The sequence below is a fragment of the Myceligenerans xiligouense genome (assembly GCF_003814695.1).
Classification (GTDB): Bacteria; Actinomycetota; Actinomycetes; order Actinomycetales; family Cellulomonadaceae; genus Myceligenerans; species Myceligenerans xiligouense.
The window spans coordinates 4,118,500-4,137,903 of record NZ_RKQZ01000001.1 but is presented as its reverse complement, the minus strand read 5'-3'; the positions used below and the strand labels follow the sequence as shown (position 1 = coordinate 4,137,903).

The 19,404-nt window shown below is 71.5% G+C and carries 14 protein-coding genes; 13 read left to right on the top strand and 1 reads right to left on the bottom strand.

What is annotated here, in order from left to right; translation table 11 throughout:
* Nucleotides 1-54: 54 nt before the first annotated feature.
* The 13 genes from EDD34_RS18115 (at nucleotide 55) to EDD34_RS18055 (ending at nucleotide 16,831) form a co-directional block, all read left to right on the top strand.
* Entirely contained in the window at nucleotides 55-1,368 is a 1,314-nt protein-coding gene (locus tag EDD34_RS18115; protein ID WP_246012712.1) for an NADH-quinone oxidoreductase subunit D, read from the top strand.
* A complete protein-coding gene (gene nuoE / locus EDD34_RS18110) occupies nucleotides 1,365-2,180 on the top strand; it encodes an NADH-quinone oxidoreductase subunit NuoE (RefSeq protein ID WP_123815809.1) in 816 nt (271 codons plus the stop codon). The genes EDD34_RS18115 and nuoE overlap by 4 nt, the downstream gene beginning before the upstream one ends.
* Nucleotides 2,177-3,523 carry an NADH-quinone oxidoreductase subunit NuoF gene (gene nuoF, locus EDD34_RS18105; RefSeq protein ID WP_123815808.1) on the top strand — a complete coding sequence of 449 codons (1,347 nt, stop codon included), beginning with the start codon at nucleotides 2,177-2,179 and terminating at the stop codon, nucleotides 3,521-3,523. The genes nuoE and nuoF overlap by 4 nt, the downstream gene beginning before the upstream one ends.
* Entirely contained in the window at nucleotides 3,523-6,282 is a 2,760-nt protein-coding gene (locus EDD34_RS18100; RefSeq protein ID WP_123815807.1) for an NADH-quinone oxidoreductase subunit G, read from the top strand. Before nuoF ends, EDD34_RS18100 begins: the two co-directional genes overlap by 1 nt.
* Nucleotides 6,282-7,577, top strand: coding sequence for an NADH-quinone oxidoreductase subunit NuoH (nuoH, locus tag EDD34_RS18095; RefSeq protein WP_123815806.1), 1,296 nt, complete (start codon nucleotides 6,282-6,284; stop codon nucleotides 7,575-7,577). The genes EDD34_RS18100 and nuoH overlap by 1 nt, the downstream gene beginning before the upstream one ends.
* Nucleotides 7,567-8,463, top strand: coding sequence for an NADH-quinone oxidoreductase subunit NuoI (gene nuoI, locus EDD34_RS18090; RefSeq protein WP_123815805.1), 897 nt, complete (start codon nucleotides 7,567-7,569; stop codon nucleotides 8,461-8,463). The genes nuoH and nuoI overlap by 11 nt, the downstream gene beginning before the upstream one ends.
* On the top strand, nucleotides 8,460-9,275 hold the full coding sequence (locus EDD34_RS18085; RefSeq protein WP_123815804.1) for an NADH-quinone oxidoreductase subunit J: 816 nt from the start codon (nucleotides 8,460-8,462) through the stop codon (nucleotides 9,273-9,275). The genes nuoI and EDD34_RS18085 overlap by 4 nt, the downstream gene beginning before the upstream one ends.
* Nucleotides 9,275-9,574 (top strand): NADH-quinone oxidoreductase subunit NuoK, encoded by a 300-nt coding sequence (nuoK, locus tag EDD34_RS18080; RefSeq protein WP_123815803.1) that lies wholly within the window; start codon nucleotides 9,275-9,277, stop codon nucleotides 9,572-9,574. Before EDD34_RS18085 ends, nuoK begins: the two co-directional genes overlap by 1 nt.
* Nucleotides 9,575-9,598: 24 nt before the next feature.
* A complete protein-coding gene (gene nuoL / locus EDD34_RS18075) occupies nucleotides 9,599-11,545 on the top strand; it encodes an NADH-quinone oxidoreductase subunit L (RefSeq protein ID WP_123816642.1) in 1,947 nt (648 codons plus the stop codon).
* Nucleotides 11,546-11,557: 12 nt separating this feature from the next.
* Nucleotides 11,558-13,144 (top strand): NADH-quinone oxidoreductase subunit M, encoded by a 1,587-nt coding sequence (locus EDD34_RS18070; RefSeq protein ID WP_123815802.1) that lies wholly within the window; start codon nucleotides 11,558-11,560, stop codon nucleotides 13,142-13,144.
* Nucleotides 13,144-15,135 (top strand): NADH-quinone oxidoreductase subunit NuoN, encoded by a 1,992-nt coding sequence (nuoN, locus tag EDD34_RS18065; protein ID WP_123815801.1) that lies wholly within the window; start codon nucleotides 13,144-13,146, stop codon nucleotides 15,133-15,135. Before EDD34_RS18070 ends, nuoN begins: the two co-directional genes overlap by 1 nt.
* 134 nt (nucleotides 15,136-15,269) lie before the next feature.
* The gene (locus tag EDD34_RS18060) at nucleotides 15,270-16,355 is read left to right on the top strand and encodes a polyprenyl synthetase family protein (protein WP_425462363.1); all 1,086 of its coding nucleotides are present in this window, start codon (nucleotides 15,270-15,272) and stop codon (nucleotides 16,353-16,355) included.
* An 80-nt stretch (nucleotides 16,356-16,435) separates the two neighbouring features.
* The gene (locus tag EDD34_RS18055) at nucleotides 16,436-16,831 is read left to right on the top strand and encodes a DUF1304 domain-containing protein (protein WP_123815800.1); all 396 of its coding nucleotides are present in this window, start codon (nucleotides 16,436-16,438) and stop codon (nucleotides 16,829-16,831) included.
* Between the two features lie 31 nt (nucleotides 16,832-16,862).
* Here the strand turns inward: EDD34_RS18055 and EDD34_RS18050 are convergent, their stop codons facing one another.
* Nucleotides 16,863-19,343: a hypothetical protein gene (locus EDD34_RS18050; RefSeq protein ID WP_246012552.1), complete on the bottom strand. Its 2,481-nt coding sequence runs from the start codon at nucleotides 19,341-19,343 to the stop codon at nucleotides 16,863-16,865.
* Nucleotides 19,344-19,404 lie beyond the last annotated feature (61 nt).

Here is a 19,404-nt window from a genome sequence, read left to right as displayed (position 1 = left end):
GCCACAGCAGAACCTCGTGCCGGGGCCGACGGCCCCGCCCACGCGACCCGGCCGATCGACGACGACGCCGCCCGCACGATCCGCGGGTTCGAGGCCTACGGCGACGGCGACTGGGACGAGATCGCCCGGGAGGCCATCGGCGAGGAGCGCATCGTCGTCAACATGGGCCCGCAGCACCCGTCCACGCACGGTGTGCTCCGGCTCATGCTGGAGATCGACGGCGAGACGGTGACCGAGGCCCGTGCCGGTATCGGCTACCTGCACACCGGCATCGAGAAGAACATGGAGTTCCGCACCTGGACGCAGGGCCCCACGTTCTGCACCCGGATGGACTACGTGGCGCCGTTCTTCCAGGAGGTGGCGTTCTGCCTGGCCACGGAGCGGCTTCTCGGCGTGACCGACGACGTGCCGGAGCGCGCGTCGGAGATCCGCGTGCTGATGATGGAGCTCAACCGGATCGCCTCCCACCTGATCTGCCTCGGCACGGGTGGCAACGAGATGGGCGCCACCACGGTGATGACCGTCGCGTTCACCGCGCGTGAGGAGATCCTGCGGCTCTTCGAGGCGGTCACCGGGCTGCGCATGAACCACGCGTACATCCGCCCGGGCGGCGTCGCGCAGGACGTGCCGGAAGGCTTCACCACCCAGGCCCGCGAGGCGCTGAAGAAGGTCCGCGGCTATCTCAAGGACCTGGGCGACCTCATGCTGGCGAACCCGATCTTCAAGTCCCGGCTGACGGACGTCGGCGTCCTCAACCTCGCCGGGTGCATGGCGCTCGGCGTGACCGGCCCGGTGCTGCGGTCCACCGGCCTGCCGTACGACGTGCGCAAGTCCGCGCCGTACTGCGGCTACGAGACCTACGACTTCGACGTGCCGGTCTCGACGAACGCGGACTGCTACGACCGGGTGGTGCTCCGGATCGAGGAGTGCTACCAGTCGCTGCGGCTCGCCGAGCAGGCGCTGTCCAGGCTCGACGCGAGCGAGGGCGATCCGGTCATCGTGGCCGACAAGAAGATCGCCTGGCCCGCACAGCTCGCCATCGGCAGCGACGGCCAGGGCAACTCGCTGGAGCACATCCGCAAGATCATGGGCACCTCGATGGAGGCCCTGATCCACCACTTCAAGCTGGTCACGGAGGGCTTCCCGGTGCCGGCCGGCCAGGCGTGGCAGACGGTCGAGCACCCGCGCGGTGAGCTCGGCGTGCACGCCGTGTCCGACGGCGGGACGCGCCCCTACCGCGCGCACTTCCGTGACCCCTCGTTCAACAACCTCCAGGCCACGTCGGTGATGTGCGAGGGCGGCCAGGTGGCCGACGTCGTGGTCGCCGTCGCGTCCCTGGACCCCGTGCTGGGAGGTGTGGACCGATGACGGCCGAGCCGGCCCAGACCAGGGCTTCCTACGACGCCGAGACGCTGGCGTCCCTGACGACCGACGCCGCCGAGATCATGGCGCGCTACCCCGACCCGCGTTCGGGCCTGCTCCCGATGCTGCACCTCGTGCAGTCGGTGGACGGGTACGTGACCCGGGACGGGATCCTGTTCTGCGCCGAGCAGCTCGGGATCACCGCCGCCGAGGTGAGCGCCGTGGCGACGTTCTACACGCAGTACAAGCGCAAGCCGAACGGGAAGTACACCGTGGGCGTGTGCACCAACACGCTGTGCGCGGTGATGGGCGGCGACGCGATCTTCGACGAGCTCAGCGACCGCCTCGGCGTCGGGCACGACGAGACCACCGAGGACGGTGCGATCACGCTGGAGCGGGTCGAGTGCAACGCCGCCTGCGACTACGCGCCGGTGATGATGGTCAACTGGGAGTTCTTCGACAACCAGACCCCGGAGTCCGCCGTCGACGTCACCGAGCGGCTGCGGGCGGGCGAGGACGTGGCGCCGACCCGCGGCGCCGACAGCGTCTGCTCGTTCAAGCAGATGAGCCGTGTCCTGGCCGGATTCCCCGACGGCCGCGCCCACGAGGGCGTGGGCGCGGGCGAGCCGACGCTCGCCGGAGTGCGGATCGCGCGCGAGCACGGCTGGACGGCACCTGGTGACACGTCGGCCCCGGGCGGCGAGCCGGCGGGCGAGGCCCTCACCGGCGAGCCCGGCTCGAGCGCCGAGCGCCGGCCCGAGACGCCCGCGGACACCGAGGTCGGCAAGGACAAGAAGCCGGGGGAGGACGCGCGATGACCGAACTTCTTCCCGTACTGACGGAGACCTGGGACGCCCCGCGGTCGTGGCGGCTGTCCACCTACGAGAAGCACGGCGGGTACCGCGGGCTCAAGAAGGCCCTGACGATGGCGCCGGGCGACCTGGTGCAGGCGGTCAAGGAGTCGGGCCTGCGCGGCCGTGGCGGCGCGGGGTTCCCCGCCGGCATGAAGTGGGGCTTCCTGCCCCCGGACGACGGCGGCCCGCGGTACCTGGTCGTGAACGCCGACGAGTCCGAGCCGGGTACCTGCAAGGACATCCCGCTGATGATGGCCAGCCCGCAGCACCTGATCGAGGGCGTGATCATCACGGCGTACGCGATCGGCTGCAACCACGCCTTCATCTACGTGCGCGGCGAGGTCCTGCACGTGTACCGGCGGCTCCTGGAGGCCGTGGCCGAGGCCCGGCGTGTCGGGTATGTCGGCACGGACATCCTGGGCTCCGGGTTCGACCTGGAGATCACCGTGCACGCCGGCGCCGGCGCCTACATCTGCGGCGAGGAGACGGCGCTGCTCGACTCGCTCGAAGGGCTGCGCGGCCAGCCGCGTCTCAAGCCGCCGTTCCCCGCGGTGGCCGGGCTCTATGCCCGCCCGACCGTGGTGAACAACGTGGAGACCGTGGCGAGCGTGCCCGGGATCGTGGCGCGCGGCGTCGACTGGTTCACCGGGATGGGGACGGAGAAGTCGACCGGTCACGGTCTGTTCTCCCTGTCCGGGCACGTCACGCGGCCGGGGCAGTACGAGGCGCCGCTCGGTATCACGCTGCGGGAGCTCCTCGACCAGGCCGGCGGCATGCGCGGCGGGAAGCCGCTGAAGTTCTGGACGCCGGGCGGGTCGTCGACTCCGCTGTTCACCGCCGAGCACCTGGACATCCCGCTCGACTACGAGTCGGTGGGCGCGGCCGGGTCGATGCTGGGCACCCGCGCGCTGCAGCTCTTCGACGACACCGTGTGCGTGGTCCGGGCGGTGAGCCGGTGGACCGACTTCTACGCGCACGAGTCGTGCGGCAAGTGCACGCCGTGCCGCGAGGGCACCTACTGGCTCAAGCAGATCCTGCACCGCATCGAGGCGGGCGAGGGGCAGGACCAGGACATCGACCTGCTGCTCGACCTCTGCGACAACATCCTCGGCCGGGCGTTCTGCGCGCTGGGCGACGGTGCCACCTCGCCGATCACGTCGAGCATCCAGTACTTCCGGGAGGAGTACCAGGCGCACATCGACGGGCACGGCTGCCCGTTCGACCCGTCGGCGTCGGCCCTCTTCCCGTACACCCCGAAGACGCGAACGCCCGGTGCCCTCGCGGGCGCGGGCGCGGGAGGTCACTGATGACCGTCACCACATCCAGGCCCGAGGGCGAGGTGGCCGAGCCGAAGATGGTGACCTTCACCATCGACGGGATCGAGTCGCAGGTGCCCGAGGGCACGCTGATCATCCGCGCGGCGGAGCAGCTCGGGATCGCGATCCCGCGGTTCTGCGACCACCCGCTGCTCGCGCCCGCGGGAGCCTGCCGGCAGTGCCTCGTGGAGGTCGCCATGCCGGACCGTGAGGGCAACGTGCGTCCCATGCCGAAGCCGCAGGCGTCGTGCACCATGACGGTCACGCCCGGCATGGTGGTCAAGACGCAGGTCACCTCGCCGGTCGCGGACAAGGCGCAGCAGGGGGTCATGGAGCTTCTCCTCATGAACCACCCGCTGGACTGCCCGGTGTGCGACAAGGGCGGCGAGTGCCCCCTGCAGAACCAGGCGATGAGCAACGGCCGGGCCGACAGCCGGTTCGACGACGTGAAGCGCACCTTCCCCAAGCCGGTGCCGCTGAGCTCGCAGATCCTGCTGGACCGGGAACGCTGCGTGCTCTGCCAGCGGTGCACCCGGTTCAGCGACGAGATCGCGGGTGACGCCTTCATCGCCCTCCAGATGCGCGGCGCCGGGCAGCAGATCGGCCGCTTCGACGAGAAGGTGCTCGGCTTCGAGAACCCTGGCTGCGGCTGCGGTGACGGGGGCTGCGGCGACGCGGAGGCGGGCGAGGGTGCCGCCCCGGTGAAGGCGGGCGCGGAGACGGACGTCAGCGGGCAGGGCTTCTCCTCCTACTTCTCCGGCAACACGGTGCAGATCTGCCCCGTCGGGGCCCTGACGGGTTCCTCGTACCGGTTCCGCTCGCGCCCCTTCGACCTGGTGAGCGTGCCGAGCATCGCCGAGCACGACTCCTGCGGGTCCGCGATCCGCATCGACCACCGCCGGGGCCAGGTGATGCGCCGACTGTCGGGCGAGGACGCGGTCGTGAACGAGGAGTGGATCACCGACAAGGACCGGTTCGCGTTCACCTGGCAGTCCGCCCCGGACCGCCTCACGACGCCGCTGGTGCGGGACCGTGACGAGCACGGCAACCGCGGTGACCTGAGGCCGGCCTCGTGGGTGGAGGCGCTGGAGATCGCCGCCCGCGGCCTCGCCGAGGCGCGCGGTGCGAGCGGCGTCGGGATGCTCCCCGGCGGACGCCTGACCGTCGAGGACGCCTACGCCTGGTCGCGGTTCGCGCGGCAGGTGCTCGGCACGAACGACATCGACCAGCGTGCCCGCGCGCACTCGACCGAGGAGGCCGAGTTCCTGGCCCGCGCGGTGGCCGGGACGGGCGTCGGCGTCACGTTCGCCGACCTCGAGAAGGCTCCCGCGGTGCTGCTCGTCGGCCTGGAGGCCGAGGAGGAGGCGGGGATCACCTTCCTGCGGCTGCGCAAGGGGGTCGCGAAGAACGGCACCCGGGTGTTCGGCGTCGCGCCCTACGCCTCACGCGGCCTGACCAAGCTGTCCGGCACGCTGCTCCCGGCGGTCCCGGGCACGGAGGCCGAGCTGCTCGCGTCGGTCCGCGCCGCCGGTACGACGACGGCGGCCGGCGCGGACGGCACGGCTCCGGACGGCGGCCTCGCGGCGGCCTCCACCGCGCTGCGCGAGCCGGGCTCCGTGGTCCTGGTCGGCGAGCGCCTCGCCGCCTCGCCCGGCGCCTACGCCGCGGCGCTCGCCCTGGCGGAGGCCACGGGTGCGCGGCTGGCGTGGATCCCGCGCCGCGCCGGTGAGCGCGGCGGGGTCGAGGCGGGCCTGCTCCCGAACCTGCTCCCGGGCGGCCGTCCGGTGACGGACCCGGCGGGTCGTTCGCAGGTCGCCGAGGCGTGGGGCCTCGCCGACGCCGCGCGGCTCCCGGCGGCTCCGGGCCTGGACACGGCGGGGATCATCGACGCCCTCAGCATCGGGCACCTGTCCGGTGTGGTGGTCGGTGGCGTGGAGCTGGCCGACCTTCCGGATCCCGCCCACGCCCGCACGGCGCTGGCCGCCGCGGGGTTCGTGGTGTCGCTGGAGGTGCGCCGTTCGGAGGTGACCGACCTGGCCGACGTCGTCCTGCCGGTGGCACCGCCCGTGGAACGTGCCGGTTCCTACTGGAACTGGGAGGGACGCGTGCGTTCCTTCGGTGCCGCGCTCGACTCGGCGGCGCTGCCCGACCATCGCGCCCTGCACGTCCTCGCGGCCCGGATGGGCAGTGACCTCCAGGCCGGAACGCCCGCCGAGGCGCACCTCGCCGTCGCCGCGCTCGGCGCCTGGTCGGGTGCGCGGGCGGACGTCTCCGGAGGGGCTCCGGCGTCGGCCGACGCCGAGGGGAGCGGCGCCGTGGCGGCCGGCTCGGACGGGACGGCGGTGCTGGCGTCATGGCGCCTGCTGCTCGACGACGGCCGCGGGCAGGACGGTGAGCGGTTCCTCGCGGGTACGGCCAAGCAGCCGGTGGTCCGCGTCTCGCCGGCGACGGCCGCCGGCCTCGGGCTGGCGGACGGCTCCGGCGCCGAGGTCAGCACCGGTCGCGGGGCGATCACGCTGACGGTGACGGTGACGGCGGACATGGTCGACGGTGTCGTGTGGCTGCCGCTCGCGAGCGTCGGCAGCCGGGTGCACGACGCGCTCGGTGCGACGCCGGGCGACGTCGTGCGCGTGCGGCGGGTCGAGACCGGTGACCACCGGTCCCCGGCCGCCGGAAGCGGGGCGACGGCGCCCGCGGGCGAGGAACGAGCCGAGGACGGCGACGCCGGACGTCTCGGGAGGGAGCAGTGATGAACGGGGTGATCCTCGCCGCCGAAGGCGGCGTGGCCGCCGACTTCTCGGCCGAGCCGGTCCTCGCGTCCGTGGTCAAGGCGGTGCTGATCGTCGTCTTCCTGCTGACGTCGGTGCTGTTCGCGATCTGGTTCGAGCGCAAGGTCGTGGCGAAGATGCAGCTGCGTCCCGGGCCGAACTGGCACGGGCCGAAGGGTCTGCTCCAGTCGCTGGCCGACGCGATGAAGCTGCTGCTCAAGGAGGACGTCAACGTCACGCGGGCGGACCGGGTGGTCTATCTGCTGGCGCCGATGCTGTCCGTGTCGGCCTCGCTCCTGGTGTTCGCGGTGATCCCGTTCGGGCCGACCGTCACCATCCCGTTCACGGACTTCTCGACGCCGGCGCAGCTCACGGACTTCCCGGTGGCGGTGCTCTACATCCTCGCGGCCGCGAGCGTGGGCGTGTACGGCATCGTGCTCGGTGGCTGGTCCTCCGGGTCGACGTACCCGCTGCTCGGCGCGGTGCGTTCCACGGCGCAGGTGATCAGCTACGAGCTCGCCATGGGGCTGAGCCTGGTCAGCGTGTTCATCATGGCGGGGTCGATGTCGACGTCGCAGATCGTGAACAGCCAGACCCAGATCTGGTGGTTCATCCCGCTGGCCCCGGCGTTCGTCGTCTACATCATCTCGATGGTGGGCGAGACCAACCGGCTGCCGTTCGACCTGCCGGAGGCCGAGGGCGAGCTCGTGTCCGGGTACATGACCGAGTACTCGTCGATGAAGTTCGCCTGGTTCTTCCTGGCCGAGTACATCAACATGCTCAACGTCTCGGCCGTGGCCGTGACGCTGTTCCTGGGCGGCTGGCGGGCGCCCGTCCCGGACGGGTTCCTGGGGGACGCGCTGAACACGGGCTGGCTGCCCATCGTCTGGTTCCTCGTCAAGGTGTGGGCCGTGATGTTCTTCTTCGTGTGGGTGCGCGGCACGCTGCTGCGCCTGCGCTACGACCAGTTCATGATCTTCGGCTGGAAGGTGCTCATCCCGGTCGCTCTCGGCTGGGTCGTGGTGCTGGGTGGCGTGCAGTGGGCGCTGACCGTCGCCGCCCTGCCGCGCTCGACGTTCCTCTACGTCGCGGCCGGCGTGGTCGTGCTCGTGCTCCTCCCGATGCTGTTCTGGCCCGAGAAGCGCCGCCGGCCGGAACCGGCCGAGCCCGAGACCATCGACGCCTTCGCCGGCGGCTACCCGGTGCCGCCGCTGCCCGGGCAGAAGCTTCCCGCCTCCGAGCGGTTCGGAAAGGAGGTCGCCGGCAATGACCGATGACAGGCACGACGAGACCGGCTACCAGCCGCTACGTCCCCAGGCCAAGGGCCTGGGGGAGTTCCTCGCCCCCGTCGCGGGCTTCGGGGTCACGTTCGCCTCGATGTTCAAGCCGACGGTGACCGAGGAGTACCCGCGCAAGAAGGTGGCGCCCCAGGGCCGCTACCACGGCCGCCACCAGCTCAACCGGTACGCCGACGGGCTGGAGAAGTGCATCGGCTGTGAGCTGTGCGCCTGGGCCTGCCCGGCCGACGCGATCTACGTGGAGGGCGCGTCCAACGCGGACCTGCCGGAGAACGCCGACGCCGCGCCGGGAACGCTCGACGCGGACTCATCGGCCGGGGCGCGCATCAGCCCCGGTGAGCGGTACGGGCGCGTCTACCAGATCAACTACCTGCGCTGCATCTTCTGCGGGCTGTGCATCGAGGCGTGCCCCACGCGGGCCCTGACGATGTCCAACGACTACGAGCTCGCCGGGAACTCGCGCGAGGGCATGATCTACGAGAAGCAGGACCTGCTGGCACCGCTCAGCGAGGGCATGCTCGCCGCTCCGCACCCCATGGCCGAGGGCACCACCGACACCGACTACTACCGGGGCGACGTCCTCGGCGCCACGCAGGCCCAGGTCGACTGGGTCCGTGAGCACCGGCCCGACGACGAGACCCTGGCCGGAGCGGAGGCCGTGGCCACCGGGACGCGGCCGGGCCCCGCGTCCCGGCAGCACGAGCTGCGGCCCGACGCCGGTCCGGGCGAGGCGGAGAAGGCCGCGGGCGCGGCCGCCGTCGGAGCGGTCCGCGCGCCGGCCGGCGCCGACGCGAACGTGCCCGCGGTCCGCGGGTCCGAGCCGGGGACGCCGGAGCCCGGCGGCACGGGAAGGGGAACGCGATGACGCCCGACATGGCCGGGTTGACGACGACCGGCGGCGAGGCGTTCCTCTTCTGGGTGCTCGCGCCCCTCATGGTGCTCGCCGCGCTCGGGCTGCTGTTCGTCCGGCGCGCCGTGCACGCCGCCCTGTGCATCGTGTTCGTCATGGTGAGCCTCGCCATCATGTACATCGCCTCCTCGGCGCCGTTCCTCGGCGTCGTCCAGGTGGTCGTGTACACGGGCGCCGTGATGATGCTGTTCCTGTTCGTGCTGATGCTGGTCGGCGTCGACGCGTCCGACTCGCTCACCGAGACGATCCGCGGGCAGCGCTGGATCGGGCTGCTCCTCGGGCTCGGGCTGGCGATCGTGCTGATCGGCGTGGTCTCGCAGGCCACGTTCCGGGCGGGCACGCCGCTGACCGAGGATCAGGTCGCCAACCCGGTGGGGCTGGCGCGCGTCCTGTTCGGCGACTACGTGCTCGCGATGGAGGCCGTCGGCGTGCTGCTGGTCACCGCCGCGATGGGCGCGCTCGTGCTGACCCACCGGCGCCGGCTCCAGCCCAAGCGGACGCAGCGGTACGTCGCCGAGGAGCGGGTCAAGGCGCTCGCCGAGGGCGGCACGCTCACCCCGCTGCCCGCACCGGGTGTGTACGCGCAGACCAACGCGATGGACGTGCCGGCGCTCGGCCCGGACGGGCGTCCGCTGGAGCAGTCCGTGTCGCGGGTGCTGCGCATCCGCGGTCAGGAGAAGGCGGCTCCGGCGTCGCTGGTCGAGACGCGGCCCCCGGGTCAGGTCTCGACGGCCGGGACCGGCACCGACGGCGGGGAGGACGCCTGATGGACATCACCAACTACGTCGTCCTGGCGTGCATCCTCTTCGCGATCGGCGCGACGACGGTGCTGCTGCGCCGCAACGCGATCGTGGTCTTCATGGGTGTGGAGCTCATGCTCAACGCGACCAACCTCGCCTTCGTGACGTTCGCCCGGATTCACGGCGACCTCACGGGGCAGGTGCTCGCCTTCTTCGTCATGGTCGTGGCCGCCGCCGAGGTCGTGGTGGGCCTGGCGATCATCGTGACGATCTTCCGCACCCGCCGTTCGGCCTCGGTCGACGACGTCAACCTGCTCAAAGGCTGAGGGGGGACTGGGAAAGTGAACGACGTGATCGGGTATGCCCCCTGGCTGGTGGGCTTCCCCCTGATCGGCGCGGCGATCCTGCTGCTGGGCGGGCGCGCGCTGGACAAGTGGGGGCACTGGATCGGCGTGCTCGCCTCCAGTGCCTCGGCGGTGCTGGGGATCTGGCTGCTGTTCCGCATGATCGGCGCGGACCCCGCCGAGCGGGTCGCCGACCAGCGCCTGTGGACGTGGATGTCCGCGGGCGGCCTGGACGTGGACCTCGGGCTGCGTCTCGACCCTCTGTCGATGACCTTCGTGATGCTGGTGACCTTCGTGGGCACGCTCATCCACTTCTACTCCGTGGAGTACATGGCGCACGACGCGCACCGGCGCCGCTTCTTCGCGTACCTGAACCTGTTCATCGCGGCGATGCTGGTGCTCGTGCTGGCCGACTCCTACCTGGTGCTGTTCGTCGGCTGGGAGGGTGTGGGCCTGGCGTCCTACCTGCTCATCGGGTTCTGGGACCACAAGCGGCCCAACGCGGTGGCCGCGAAGAAGGCGTTCGTGATGAACCGGGTGGGCGACATGGGGCTGATCGTCGCCATGGCGCTGCTGTTCGCGCACACGGGCGCGCTCGACTTCTCGACCCTGTTCGACGCCGGTGACGCGGGCGCGGGCGAAGGCCTGGCCGAGGCCACCGGCGCGGTGAGCACGCTCGACCAGGGCACCGCCACCGCCGTCGGCCTGGCCCTGCTGCTGGCCGCGTGCGGCAAGTCGGCGCAGTTCCCGCTGCAGGCGTGGCTCGGCGACGCGATGGCCGGCCCGACGCCGGTCTCCGCCCTCATCCACGCCGCCACGATGGTCACCGCGGGCGTCTACCTGCTGGTGCGCTCCGGCCCGATCCTCGATGCCGCGCCCACGGCGCAGCTCGTCATCGTGATCGTCGGGACGGTGACCCTGATCTTCGGGGCGATCGTCGGCTGCGCCAAGGACGACATCAAGAAGGCGCTGGCCGCCTCGACGATGTCGCAGATCGGGTACATGATGCTGGCGGCCGGGCTCGGCCCGGTGGGCTACGCCTTCGCGATCTTCCACCTGCTCACGCACGGCTTCTTCAAGGCGGGCCTGTTCCTCGGCGCCGGCTCGGTGATGCACGGCATGAACGACGAGGTGAACATGCGTGGGTTCGGCGCGCTGCGCCGCGTCATGCCGCTGACCGCGTGGTCGATGTTCTTCGGCTGGCTCGCGATCCTCGGCATCCCGCCGTTCTCCGGGTTCTGGAGCAAGGACAAGATCATCGAGGCGGCCTTCACCGGCGAGGGCTGGCAGCCCTGGGTGTTCGGCGGGGCCGCGCTGATCGGCGCCGGTGTCACCGCGTTCTACATGACCCGCCTCATGACCATGACGTTCTGGGGGCGGCCGCGCTGGACCGAGCCCGAGTACCACCCGCACGAGTCGCCGGCGCTGATGGTCTGGCCGCAGGTGATCCTCGCGGTCGGGTCGATCGCGCTGGGCGGCGTGCTCGCTTTCGGCAACATCTTCACCACCTGGCTGGAGCCCAGCGTGGGGCACGTCGAGCACCACGAGCCGGTGCTGGCGGTCCCCGTGCTGATGGGCGCCACCATCGCCGTCGTCGTCCTCGGGGCGCTGACCGGGTACGCCATGTACCGGCGCGACGTGCCCGCCGAGGCACCGCGCGGGTCGGTGCTGACCCGTGCCGCACGGCGCGACCTCTTCCAGGACACGGTCAACGAGGGCCTCGTCATGAAGCCCGGCCAGGGTGTCACGACGGCGCTCGTCATCGCGGACACGGGCGTCGTCGAGCGCGGCTGGGGTGCCCTTGCCGCAGGCCTCGCGACCCTCGGCGCCTGGATGCGCCGGGCACAGACCGGGTACGTGCGCGCGTACGCCGCCTCCATGGCGGCGGGCGTGCTGATCATCGGCGCGGTGATCGTGCTCGTCGCGATCCTCGGGCCGACGGCCGGAGCGTAAGGAGACATCGAGATGACCTTTCCCTGGCTGACCACGCTCGTGGTGTTCCCGCTGGTCGCCGCCGCGGCCGTGTGGCTGCCCGGTCTCGTGCGGACGCGGCGCGGCAGCGCCGGCGGTGCGGGCCTGGCCAAGACGACGGCGCTCGGCGCCGCACTCGTCGAGGTGCTCCTGCTGATCGGGGCGTTCGTCGAGTTCGACACGGCGACCGCCGCCGAGTACCAGCTCTCCGAGACCTACGCGTGGATCCCGCAGATCGGCGCGTCCTACGCTCTCGGGGTCGACGGCGTGAGCCTCCTGCTGGTCGCGCTCGCCGTCGTGCTGGTGCCGCTCGTGCTGGCCGCCGCCTGGCGCGAGCAGGGCGACAACGGCTTGCACCTGCGCCGGTACACGGCGCTCGTGCTCATCCTCGAGGCCCTCATGGTCGCGGTCTTCGCGGCACGCGACGTGTTCCTGTTCTACGTGCTGTTCGAGGCGGTGCTCATCCCGGCGTACTTCCTGATCGGCGGGTTCGGGCAGGGCCCGCGGCGCCGCCGGGCCGCCGTGAAGTTCCTGATGTTCTCGCTCGCGGGCGGGCTCATCATGCTGGCCGCGGTGATCGCCCTCTACTTCCAGGTGCCGGTGGACCCGGAGACGGGCCTGCGGCCCGAGGACGCCTTCCTCACGGCGAACCTCACCGGGCTCGAGCTCGACCCGGTCGCCGGGCGGCTGCTGTTCGCCGGGTTCTTCATCGCGTTCGCCATCAAGGCTCCGCTGGTCCCGGTGCACACCTGGCTGCCGGACGTGGTCGGCAACGCCACGCCGGGCACGTCGACCCTGCTGATCGGTGTCCTGGACAAGATCGGCACCTTCGGGATGCTGACCCTCTGCCTGCCGCTGTTCCCGGAGGCGTCCCGCTGGGCCGCCCCGCTGGTGATCGGGCTCGCGGTGGTGTCCGTGCTGTACGGCGCGATCGCGGCGATCGGGCAGACCGACCTGTTGCGGATGGTGGGCTGGACCTCGGTGAGCCACTTCGGCTTCATCATCCTGGGCATCTTCACGTTCACCGAGCTCGGCACGGCCGGGTCGGCGTTCATGATGCTGAACCACGGCCTGGCGATCGGCGCGCTGTTCCTCACCGCCGGGTTCCTCATCACGCGGCACCCGACCAGGTCGCAGGTCATCACGGACTACAGCGGCCTGCGCACCGTCACGCCGGTGCTCGCCGGGACGTTCCTCGTGGCGGGGCTCGCGACGCTGTCGCTGCCGGGCCTGGCGACGTTCGCCTCGGAGATCATGGTGATCGTCGGGGCCTACGGCGCCGCGCCGGGATGGACGCTGGCGGCCGTGCCCGGCGTCGTGCTGGCCGCGCTGTACATCCTGCTCACCTACCAGAAGATGTTCACCGGCGCCGTCGCCGAGGGGCTGGACCGGATGCCCGACATCGGCTCGCGCGAGCGGCTCGTCGCCGCGCCGCTCGTGGTCGCGCTGCTCGTGCTCGGCCTCGTGCCGCAGCTCGCGCTGGACTACGTGGACGCGTCGGCGACCCGGACGGTCGCCGTCGTCGAGGCCGTGGACGACGGCGCGGACGACGCCGGCGCCTCCCCGGAAGGGAATGAGTGATGGTTGATATCACCGCGTTCGCGGCTCCCGAGATCGAGTGGGCCGCACTGGCGCCGCTCCTGATCGTGCTGGGCACCGGCGTGGTCGGCGTGCTGGTCGAGGCGTTCGTGCCGGATCGTGCCCGCCGTACGACGCAGATCGTGCTCACCCTCGTGGCCCTGGCCGGCGCGCTCGTCGCCGTGGGCCTGCTGTGGGGCAGGCTCCAGCAGACCCTGACCGGGGCCGCCGACGACGAGGCGGCGCTCAACCCGGAGGTGCTGGGCGGCACGCTGTTCCTCACCCCGTTCGCGCTCGGGGCGCAGGGGATCATCGTGATCCTCGCGTTCCTCGGCGTGCTCGTGGTGGCCGACCGGACCTCGTCGGGCGAGGACGCCTTCGCCCCCACCGCCGCCGCGGTGCCCGGCACGCACTACGAGGACCTGGCCCGCGAGGCGGGCCTGCGGCAGACCGAGATCTACCCGCTGCTCCTCTTCGCGGCCGGCGGCATGATGCTGTTCGCCTCGACGGACGACCTCATCGTCATGTTCATCGCGCTCGAGGTGCTGTCGCTCCCGCTGTACGTGATGTGCGCGACGGCGCGCCGGCGCCGGCTCCTGTCCCAGGAGGCCGCGGCCAAGTACTTCCTGCTGGGCGCGTTCGCCTCCGCACTGTTCATCTTCGGCGTGGCGCTGATCTACGGGTTCGGCGGGACGGTGATCGGGCTGCTGACGCAAGGCGGCACAGCCCCTCCGGTCGGCGAACGGTTCGTGGGCGTGCGGCTCGCCGACGTCTCCACCGCGGCGCAGCAGGTCGCCCAGACCGGCGGCCTGCCCGAGGGCATGACCACGCTGTACCTGGCCGGCGTCGTGCTCGTCGTCGTGGGACTGCTGTTCAAGGTCGGGGCGGTGCCGTTCCACGCCTGGACGCCCGACGTGTACACGGGGGCACCCACCCCGATCACCGGCTTCATGGCCGCGGCCACCAAGGCCGCCGCCGTGGTGGCCCTGGTGCAGGTGCTGTGGCGGGCGGGCTTCGGGATGCCGCCCCACGTGATCGAGCAGCTCCAGCTCGCGGTGGTCGTCATCGCCGTGCTGACCATGGCGGTCGGCACCGTGGTGGGCGCCGTGCAGACCGACGTGAAGCGGCTGCTCGCCTACTCGTCGATCGCGCACGCCGGCTTCCTGGTGACGGGCGTCGTCGGGTTCGCGACGCTGGTGGACGGCGGCGCCGTCGTCTCCGTCAGCCAGGCAGGCGGCGTCGTCACCTATGCGGGCGACGTCATCCCGGGCATCCTCTTCTACCTGGTGGCCTACGGTGTCGCGACGGTCGGTGCGTTCGCCGTCGTCACGCTGGTGCGCGACCGGTCCGCCGACGGCGTGCTCCTCGGCGAGGCCACCGACCTGGCCGCCTGGCGCGGCCTGGGACGCCGGGCGCCGTGGCTGACCGCCGCGTTCTCGCTGTTCCTGCTGTCGATGGCGGGCATCCCGCTGACGGCCGGGTTCGTGGCCAAGTTCGGCGTGTTCTCGGCGGCCGTCTCCGCGGGGTACTGGTGGCTCGCGGTGGTCGGCGTGCTGGCCTCCGTGGTCGCGGTAGCCTTCTACGTCCGGGTCATCGTCATCATGGTGATGACGCCCAGCAACGACGACATGTCGGCCGCCGCCCGTGCCGCCGCCGCGGACCGGGGCGGTGCCGGGGACACCACCGGCGCGGCCGCCGAGGCCCACGGTGACCGGGCCACGGGCGCCGTAACCCCGGCGGCCGGCGACCTCGGGGGCCGGCGCACGGACGTCGAGGGAGCCGCGGTCCAGGAGAGCTCGGTGGCCACCGTGACCGTCTTCGGCGAGGAGCACGAGGAGGCGGCCGAGACGACCGTCGCCGACGCCGTCGTCGTCGGTTCGCGGGGGCCGGCCGCCGTGGCGATCACCCTGTGCGCGCTGGCGACGCTCCTGCTCGGGCTGTTCCCCTCGCCGGTCCTGGAACTGGCCGAGCAGGCCACGCGGTTCGCCCCGTGACCCGCTCGCCGGGAGCGGGGGTGGGAAGCGTCGTCCCGGCACGTGCCGCGTGCCGTCGTCGTGTGGGCGACCCCACTCCGCCCGCGCACCGGCCCGGTTCACCGAACCGGGCCGGTACGAAGTAAGTTCGTCCCGTGACTTCTGCACCCCACGAGACCGACGCCACGGCGGCGGCCCTGACCGACCCCGCCGTGGCCGCCGTGGCGCTGGGCTTCCCCGTGCAGGACACCGAACTGGCGAACCGGCTCGCCGACCGGCTCACGGAGGTCGACCAGGCACTGGAGGCCGCGGTCGCCCAGGCGGACGCCCTGGCCGACGACGTCGCGCGGCACCTCGTCGACGCGGGCGGCAAGCGGTTCCGGCCGCTGCTCACCCTCCTGTGCGGCGAGCTCGGCGACGGCGCACGGCCGGAGCTCATCGACGCGGCGATCGTCGTCGAGCTGACGCAGGTCGCCTCCCTGTACCACGACGACGTCATGGACTCCGCGCCCGTGCGGCGGGGGGCGCCGTCCGTGCACTCGGTGTGGGGCAACTCGGTGGCGATCCTCGTGGGGGACATGCTCTTCGCGCGCGCGTCGCAGCGGGTCGCGGAGCTGGGGCCCGAGGCCGTGCTGATCCAGTCGAAGACGTTCGAGCGGATGTGCCTGGGCCAGTTGCACGAGACCACGGGGCCTGACAAGGGTGAGGACGCGGTCTCCCACTACCTGCAGGTGCTGAGCGACAAGACGGCGAGCCTGCTGGCGACGTCGGCCCGGCTGGGTGCGATGTTCGGCGGCGCCCCCACCGACCAGGTCGAGGCCGTGGCGGCGTACGGCGAGAAGGTCGGCGTCGCCTTCCAGCTCGCCGACGACGTGCTCGACATCGCCTCCGACGGCTCCGTCTCCGGCAAGACCCCCGGCACGGACCTGCGCGAGCACGTGCCGACGATGCCGGCGCTCCTGCTCCGCAAGCGGGTCGCGGAGGCCGCACCCGTTGCGCCGGGCGCCGGCACGACGGCCGACGCGGCGCTGCTCGCCGACCTGGAGGGCGACCTGACCTCCGACGAGGCGCTGGCCGACGTCGTGCGGCGGTTGCGGGAGCACGAGGTCCTCGCCGAGACACGCGAGCTGGCGCGCACGTGGGCGCAGGAGGCGGCCGACGAGCTGGCTCCGCTCCCGGCAGGCCCGGTCAAGGACGCACTGACGGAGTTCGCCGCGGCGGTGGCCAACCGCACGGTGTAGCCGCCGGACGCCCTCCCCGCGAAGCCCGTCCCGGAGCGCGGCCGACTGCCGCCGACCGTCCGGTCGGCTACCGTCGGGCCATGATCATCACCGGGCTCGTCCTCGCGGGTCTCGCCGCCCTCGTGCACGTCTACATCTTCTACCTGGAGTCGGTCGCGTGGCGGAGCCGCCGCGCACGGGCGACGTTCGGCGTCGCCTCCGACGAGGAGGCGCGCGTGACCCAGCCCCTCGCCTTCAACCAGGGCTTCTACAACCTGTTCCTCGCGGTCGAGGTCGCCCTCGGCATCGTGCTGACCGCCGTGGGGACCACGGCCGTCGGGGCGACGCTCGTCTTCGTCGGCGCCGGGTCGATGGTGGCTGCCGCCCTGGTCCTGGTGCTCTCGAACCCGTCCATGGCGCCCGCCGCCGCCAAGCAGGGCGCGATCCCGCTGCTCGGCGTCGTCGCGCTCGCGATCGGCCTGGCCGTGGGGGCCTGACGAGGATCCACGTGGCGGGGACCAGCTTGGCCTACCGCTGCTTGAACTTCACGATCTTCTTGTCGCTGTCGTAGTCGTAGCTGCCGGTGAAGCCCCAGTTGATCCAGCCGCCGTCGCCGTTGTTCTTGACGGTTCCCTCGTCGAGGGCGATCACGTCCATGCCGTCCACGGTGGCCAGGTGCACCAGGCCGTCGGTCTTGCTGAAGGTGAAGTTGTCGAAGTCCTTGACCACCAGGATGTTCGTGTCCGGGAACGCCTTGGAGTACTCGTCCAGCAGGGAGTGGACCCGCTCGGCCCGGTCGCCGGGCACGTCCCCGTCGTAGTCCGTGCCCGGGTAGGTGCCCTCGGTGTACTTCGGGCGGTTGTTGTCGGCGTAGTCCTCACCGAGGTCGTGGGCGGAGTCCCGGAGCTTCGTCGGGGGGTCGGAGAAGTCGGTCTCGTAGTAGTCGTCGGGCTGCTCGAAGTCCTTGTCCCGGCACTTGGGTGCCGGGGAGGTCGTCTGCCGGTTCCCGTCGACGTCGGTCACCTCGAACGAGGACTCGGACAGGGTCCGTTCCTCGTCGACCGTGGTCCACTCGACCTTGAACAGGTCCAGGCCCTGCCAGGAGAGGCCCGCGTTGCCGTTCTCCGTGACCTTGCTGGCGTCGTACTCCAGCTCGCGGACGTTGGCGTGGTCCTCGGCGGCCTCGTACAGTTCGCCGCCCTCCTCGTCGTTGCCGTCGATCTCGACGTCGTCCCTGATCAGTCTGCCCTCGTCATCACGGGGGAAGACCTCGTCGATCGTCGGGCCGAGGGTGTCGCGTAGTTCTGGGTACTGGTTGAAGTCGATGATGAGCTGGCGGGTCGAGATCGTGCCGTCCTCCTCGGACCTGCTCCAGCCGCCACCCACCGCGAAGCCGTAGGGCAGGGCCACCTCGACGTCCACCCCGGCGTTGTAGAGGGTCTGCATGACCTGCTCGTCCATGGTGATGATCAGCTTGGACAGCTCGCCCTCCTTGTCCCAGGCGACCGTGGTGCTCGTGGTGCCCTTCCACTCCTTGCCGACCTTGCCGCCGGCGGCCCCGCCGCCGCTGCTGGTGGTCCTGTCGCCCTTCTTGGTGAACGGCTGCTTGCCGCCGAGCTTGGCGCCGATGAGGAAACCGCCGATGTCGGAGGAGGTGTAGGTGGCCGTCTGGCTGCCGTCGGACCACAACCGCTCCTCGACCTGCACCTCACCCTCGTAGCCGCCCTCGATGCCGCCCTCCAGGCCGAACTGTCCGGCCTCGCCCTTCATGCTCAGGCCGCCCTTGAACTTGACCTTCTTGATCTCGCTCTCGGCCTCGGCGAGCTCGTGGTGCTCCGGTTCCTCACCCCTGAGGTTCTCAGCCTCCTCGAGGTACGGGTTGTTGCAGCTCCCGCCACGGGCGACGACGAAACCCGGACAGCTGGGCTGCCTGCCGTTCACCGCGTCGTACTCCTTGTACCAGTCGATCCACTCCTGGGCCTTGTCCATGTCGGTGAACTCGTAGGTCTTGTCCGACTCGTAGCCGGTGATGCCGGCGATGTCGAAGCTGACCGGCGAGCCACCGACGCCGTCCCCGCTGACTCCTGCGCCCTGTTCCACGCCCTTGAGGATGTGCACGCGGATGCGTCCGTCACCGAGCTTCTCGATCAGCGTGCCGTTGCTGTTGCCCCAGCGAAAGAAGAGGAAGGACACCTTGTTGGACTCCACGTGGCCGGTGGCCTCGACCACGCACGGGATCTCGATGGAGTCGTACTTCTCTGCGACGCAGTTGGCGAGGTGCCCCGACGCCCCGGCGCGTTCCCTGCCCGGGGCGGCGTCCTCGTAGGCGGCCCACTCGTCCTCACACCCCTTGGGCACCGGCAGTTCCCGGCAGCCGACCTGCACCATGGGCGGGGCGTCCTCGTCGATCTCACCGCTGGTGGGCACGGCGTTGGCGCAGTTCTCGTCGTTCGGGTCCTCGCTCGGCCCGCCCCGCCCGTCGGTCACGCAGTCGACGAAGTCCTGGATCTCGTCGGCACGGTAGACCCGTTCGTCGTCCTCGCGGTCCAGGAGCCCTTCGGGCATGTTCGCCGAGAAGCAGATCGTCGGTACCGGATACCACACGCACCCGATCTGCACCACGGAGGTGTTCCAGTTACTCAGACCCGTGTCGACCGAGTCGAAGGTGACGTCCTCCTCGCAGTCACCCTCCGGAGGGCTGTACCCGTCATCCGGCACCTCGACGTCCCCGCCGCCACCGCCAGGACCGCCACGGGCCCCGTCCGCACACTCGTCCTGACCGTCCTCCTTGACGATCGGAGACACCGCACAGATCAACTGCTCCCCGATGTCCGCCCCCACCGGTGTGGCCGCGGCGAACACGATCCCCACGATCAGCAGCATGACCCCGATCACGCCCACGTACTCCGGCAACGCCTGCCCGGCCTCGTCGGAGTGCCCCCCGAAGCGAGCCCGCAGGTGCCGGCGCGCTGGGGCAGGGCGGCGGCTGAGGGCGGTGTCCTTCGTCACATGCTCAACCTACGGATCGTTCTCGCAGGTCACGACGGCCCAGCGGCTCAAATTCGGGCCG

Excerpts from the sequence above, each read along its gene's own strand:
- nuoE (WP_123815809.1), top strand. The coding sequence starts at position 1,365 with ATGACGGCCGAGCCGGCCCAGACCAGGGCTTCCTACGACGCCGAGACG.
- nuoF (WP_123815808.1), top strand. The coding sequence starts at position 2,177 with ATGACCGAACTTCTTCCCGTACTGACGGAGACCTGGGACGCCCCGCGG.
- EDD34_RS18100 (WP_123815807.1), top strand. The coding sequence starts at position 3,523 with ATGACCGTCACCACATCCAGGCCCGAGGGCGAGGTGGCCGAGCCGAAG.
- nuoH (WP_123815806.1), top strand. The coding sequence starts at position 6,282 with ATGAACGGGGTGATCCTCGCCGCCGAAGGCGGCGTGGCCGCCGACTTC.
- nuoI (WP_123815805.1), top strand. The coding sequence starts at position 7,567 with ATGACCGATGACAGGCACGACGAGACCGGCTACCAGCCGCTACGTCCC.
- EDD34_RS18085 (WP_123815804.1), top strand. The coding sequence starts at position 8,460 with ATGACGCCCGACATGGCCGGGTTGACGACGACCGGCGGCGAGGCGTTC.
- nuoK (WP_123815803.1), top strand. The coding sequence starts at position 9,275 with ATGGACATCACCAACTACGTCGTCCTGGCGTGCATCCTCTTCGCGATC.
- EDD34_RS18070 (WP_123815802.1), top strand. The coding sequence starts at position 11,558 with ATGACCTTTCCCTGGCTGACCACGCTCGTGGTGTTCCCGCTGGTCGCC.
- nuoN (WP_123815801.1), top strand. The coding sequence starts at position 13,144 with ATGGTTGATATCACCGCGTTCGCGGCTCCCGAGATCGAGTGGGCCGCA.
- EDD34_RS18055 (WP_123815800.1), top strand. The coding sequence starts at position 16,436 with ATGATCATCACCGGGCTCGTCCTCGCGGGTCTCGCCGCCCTCGTGCAC.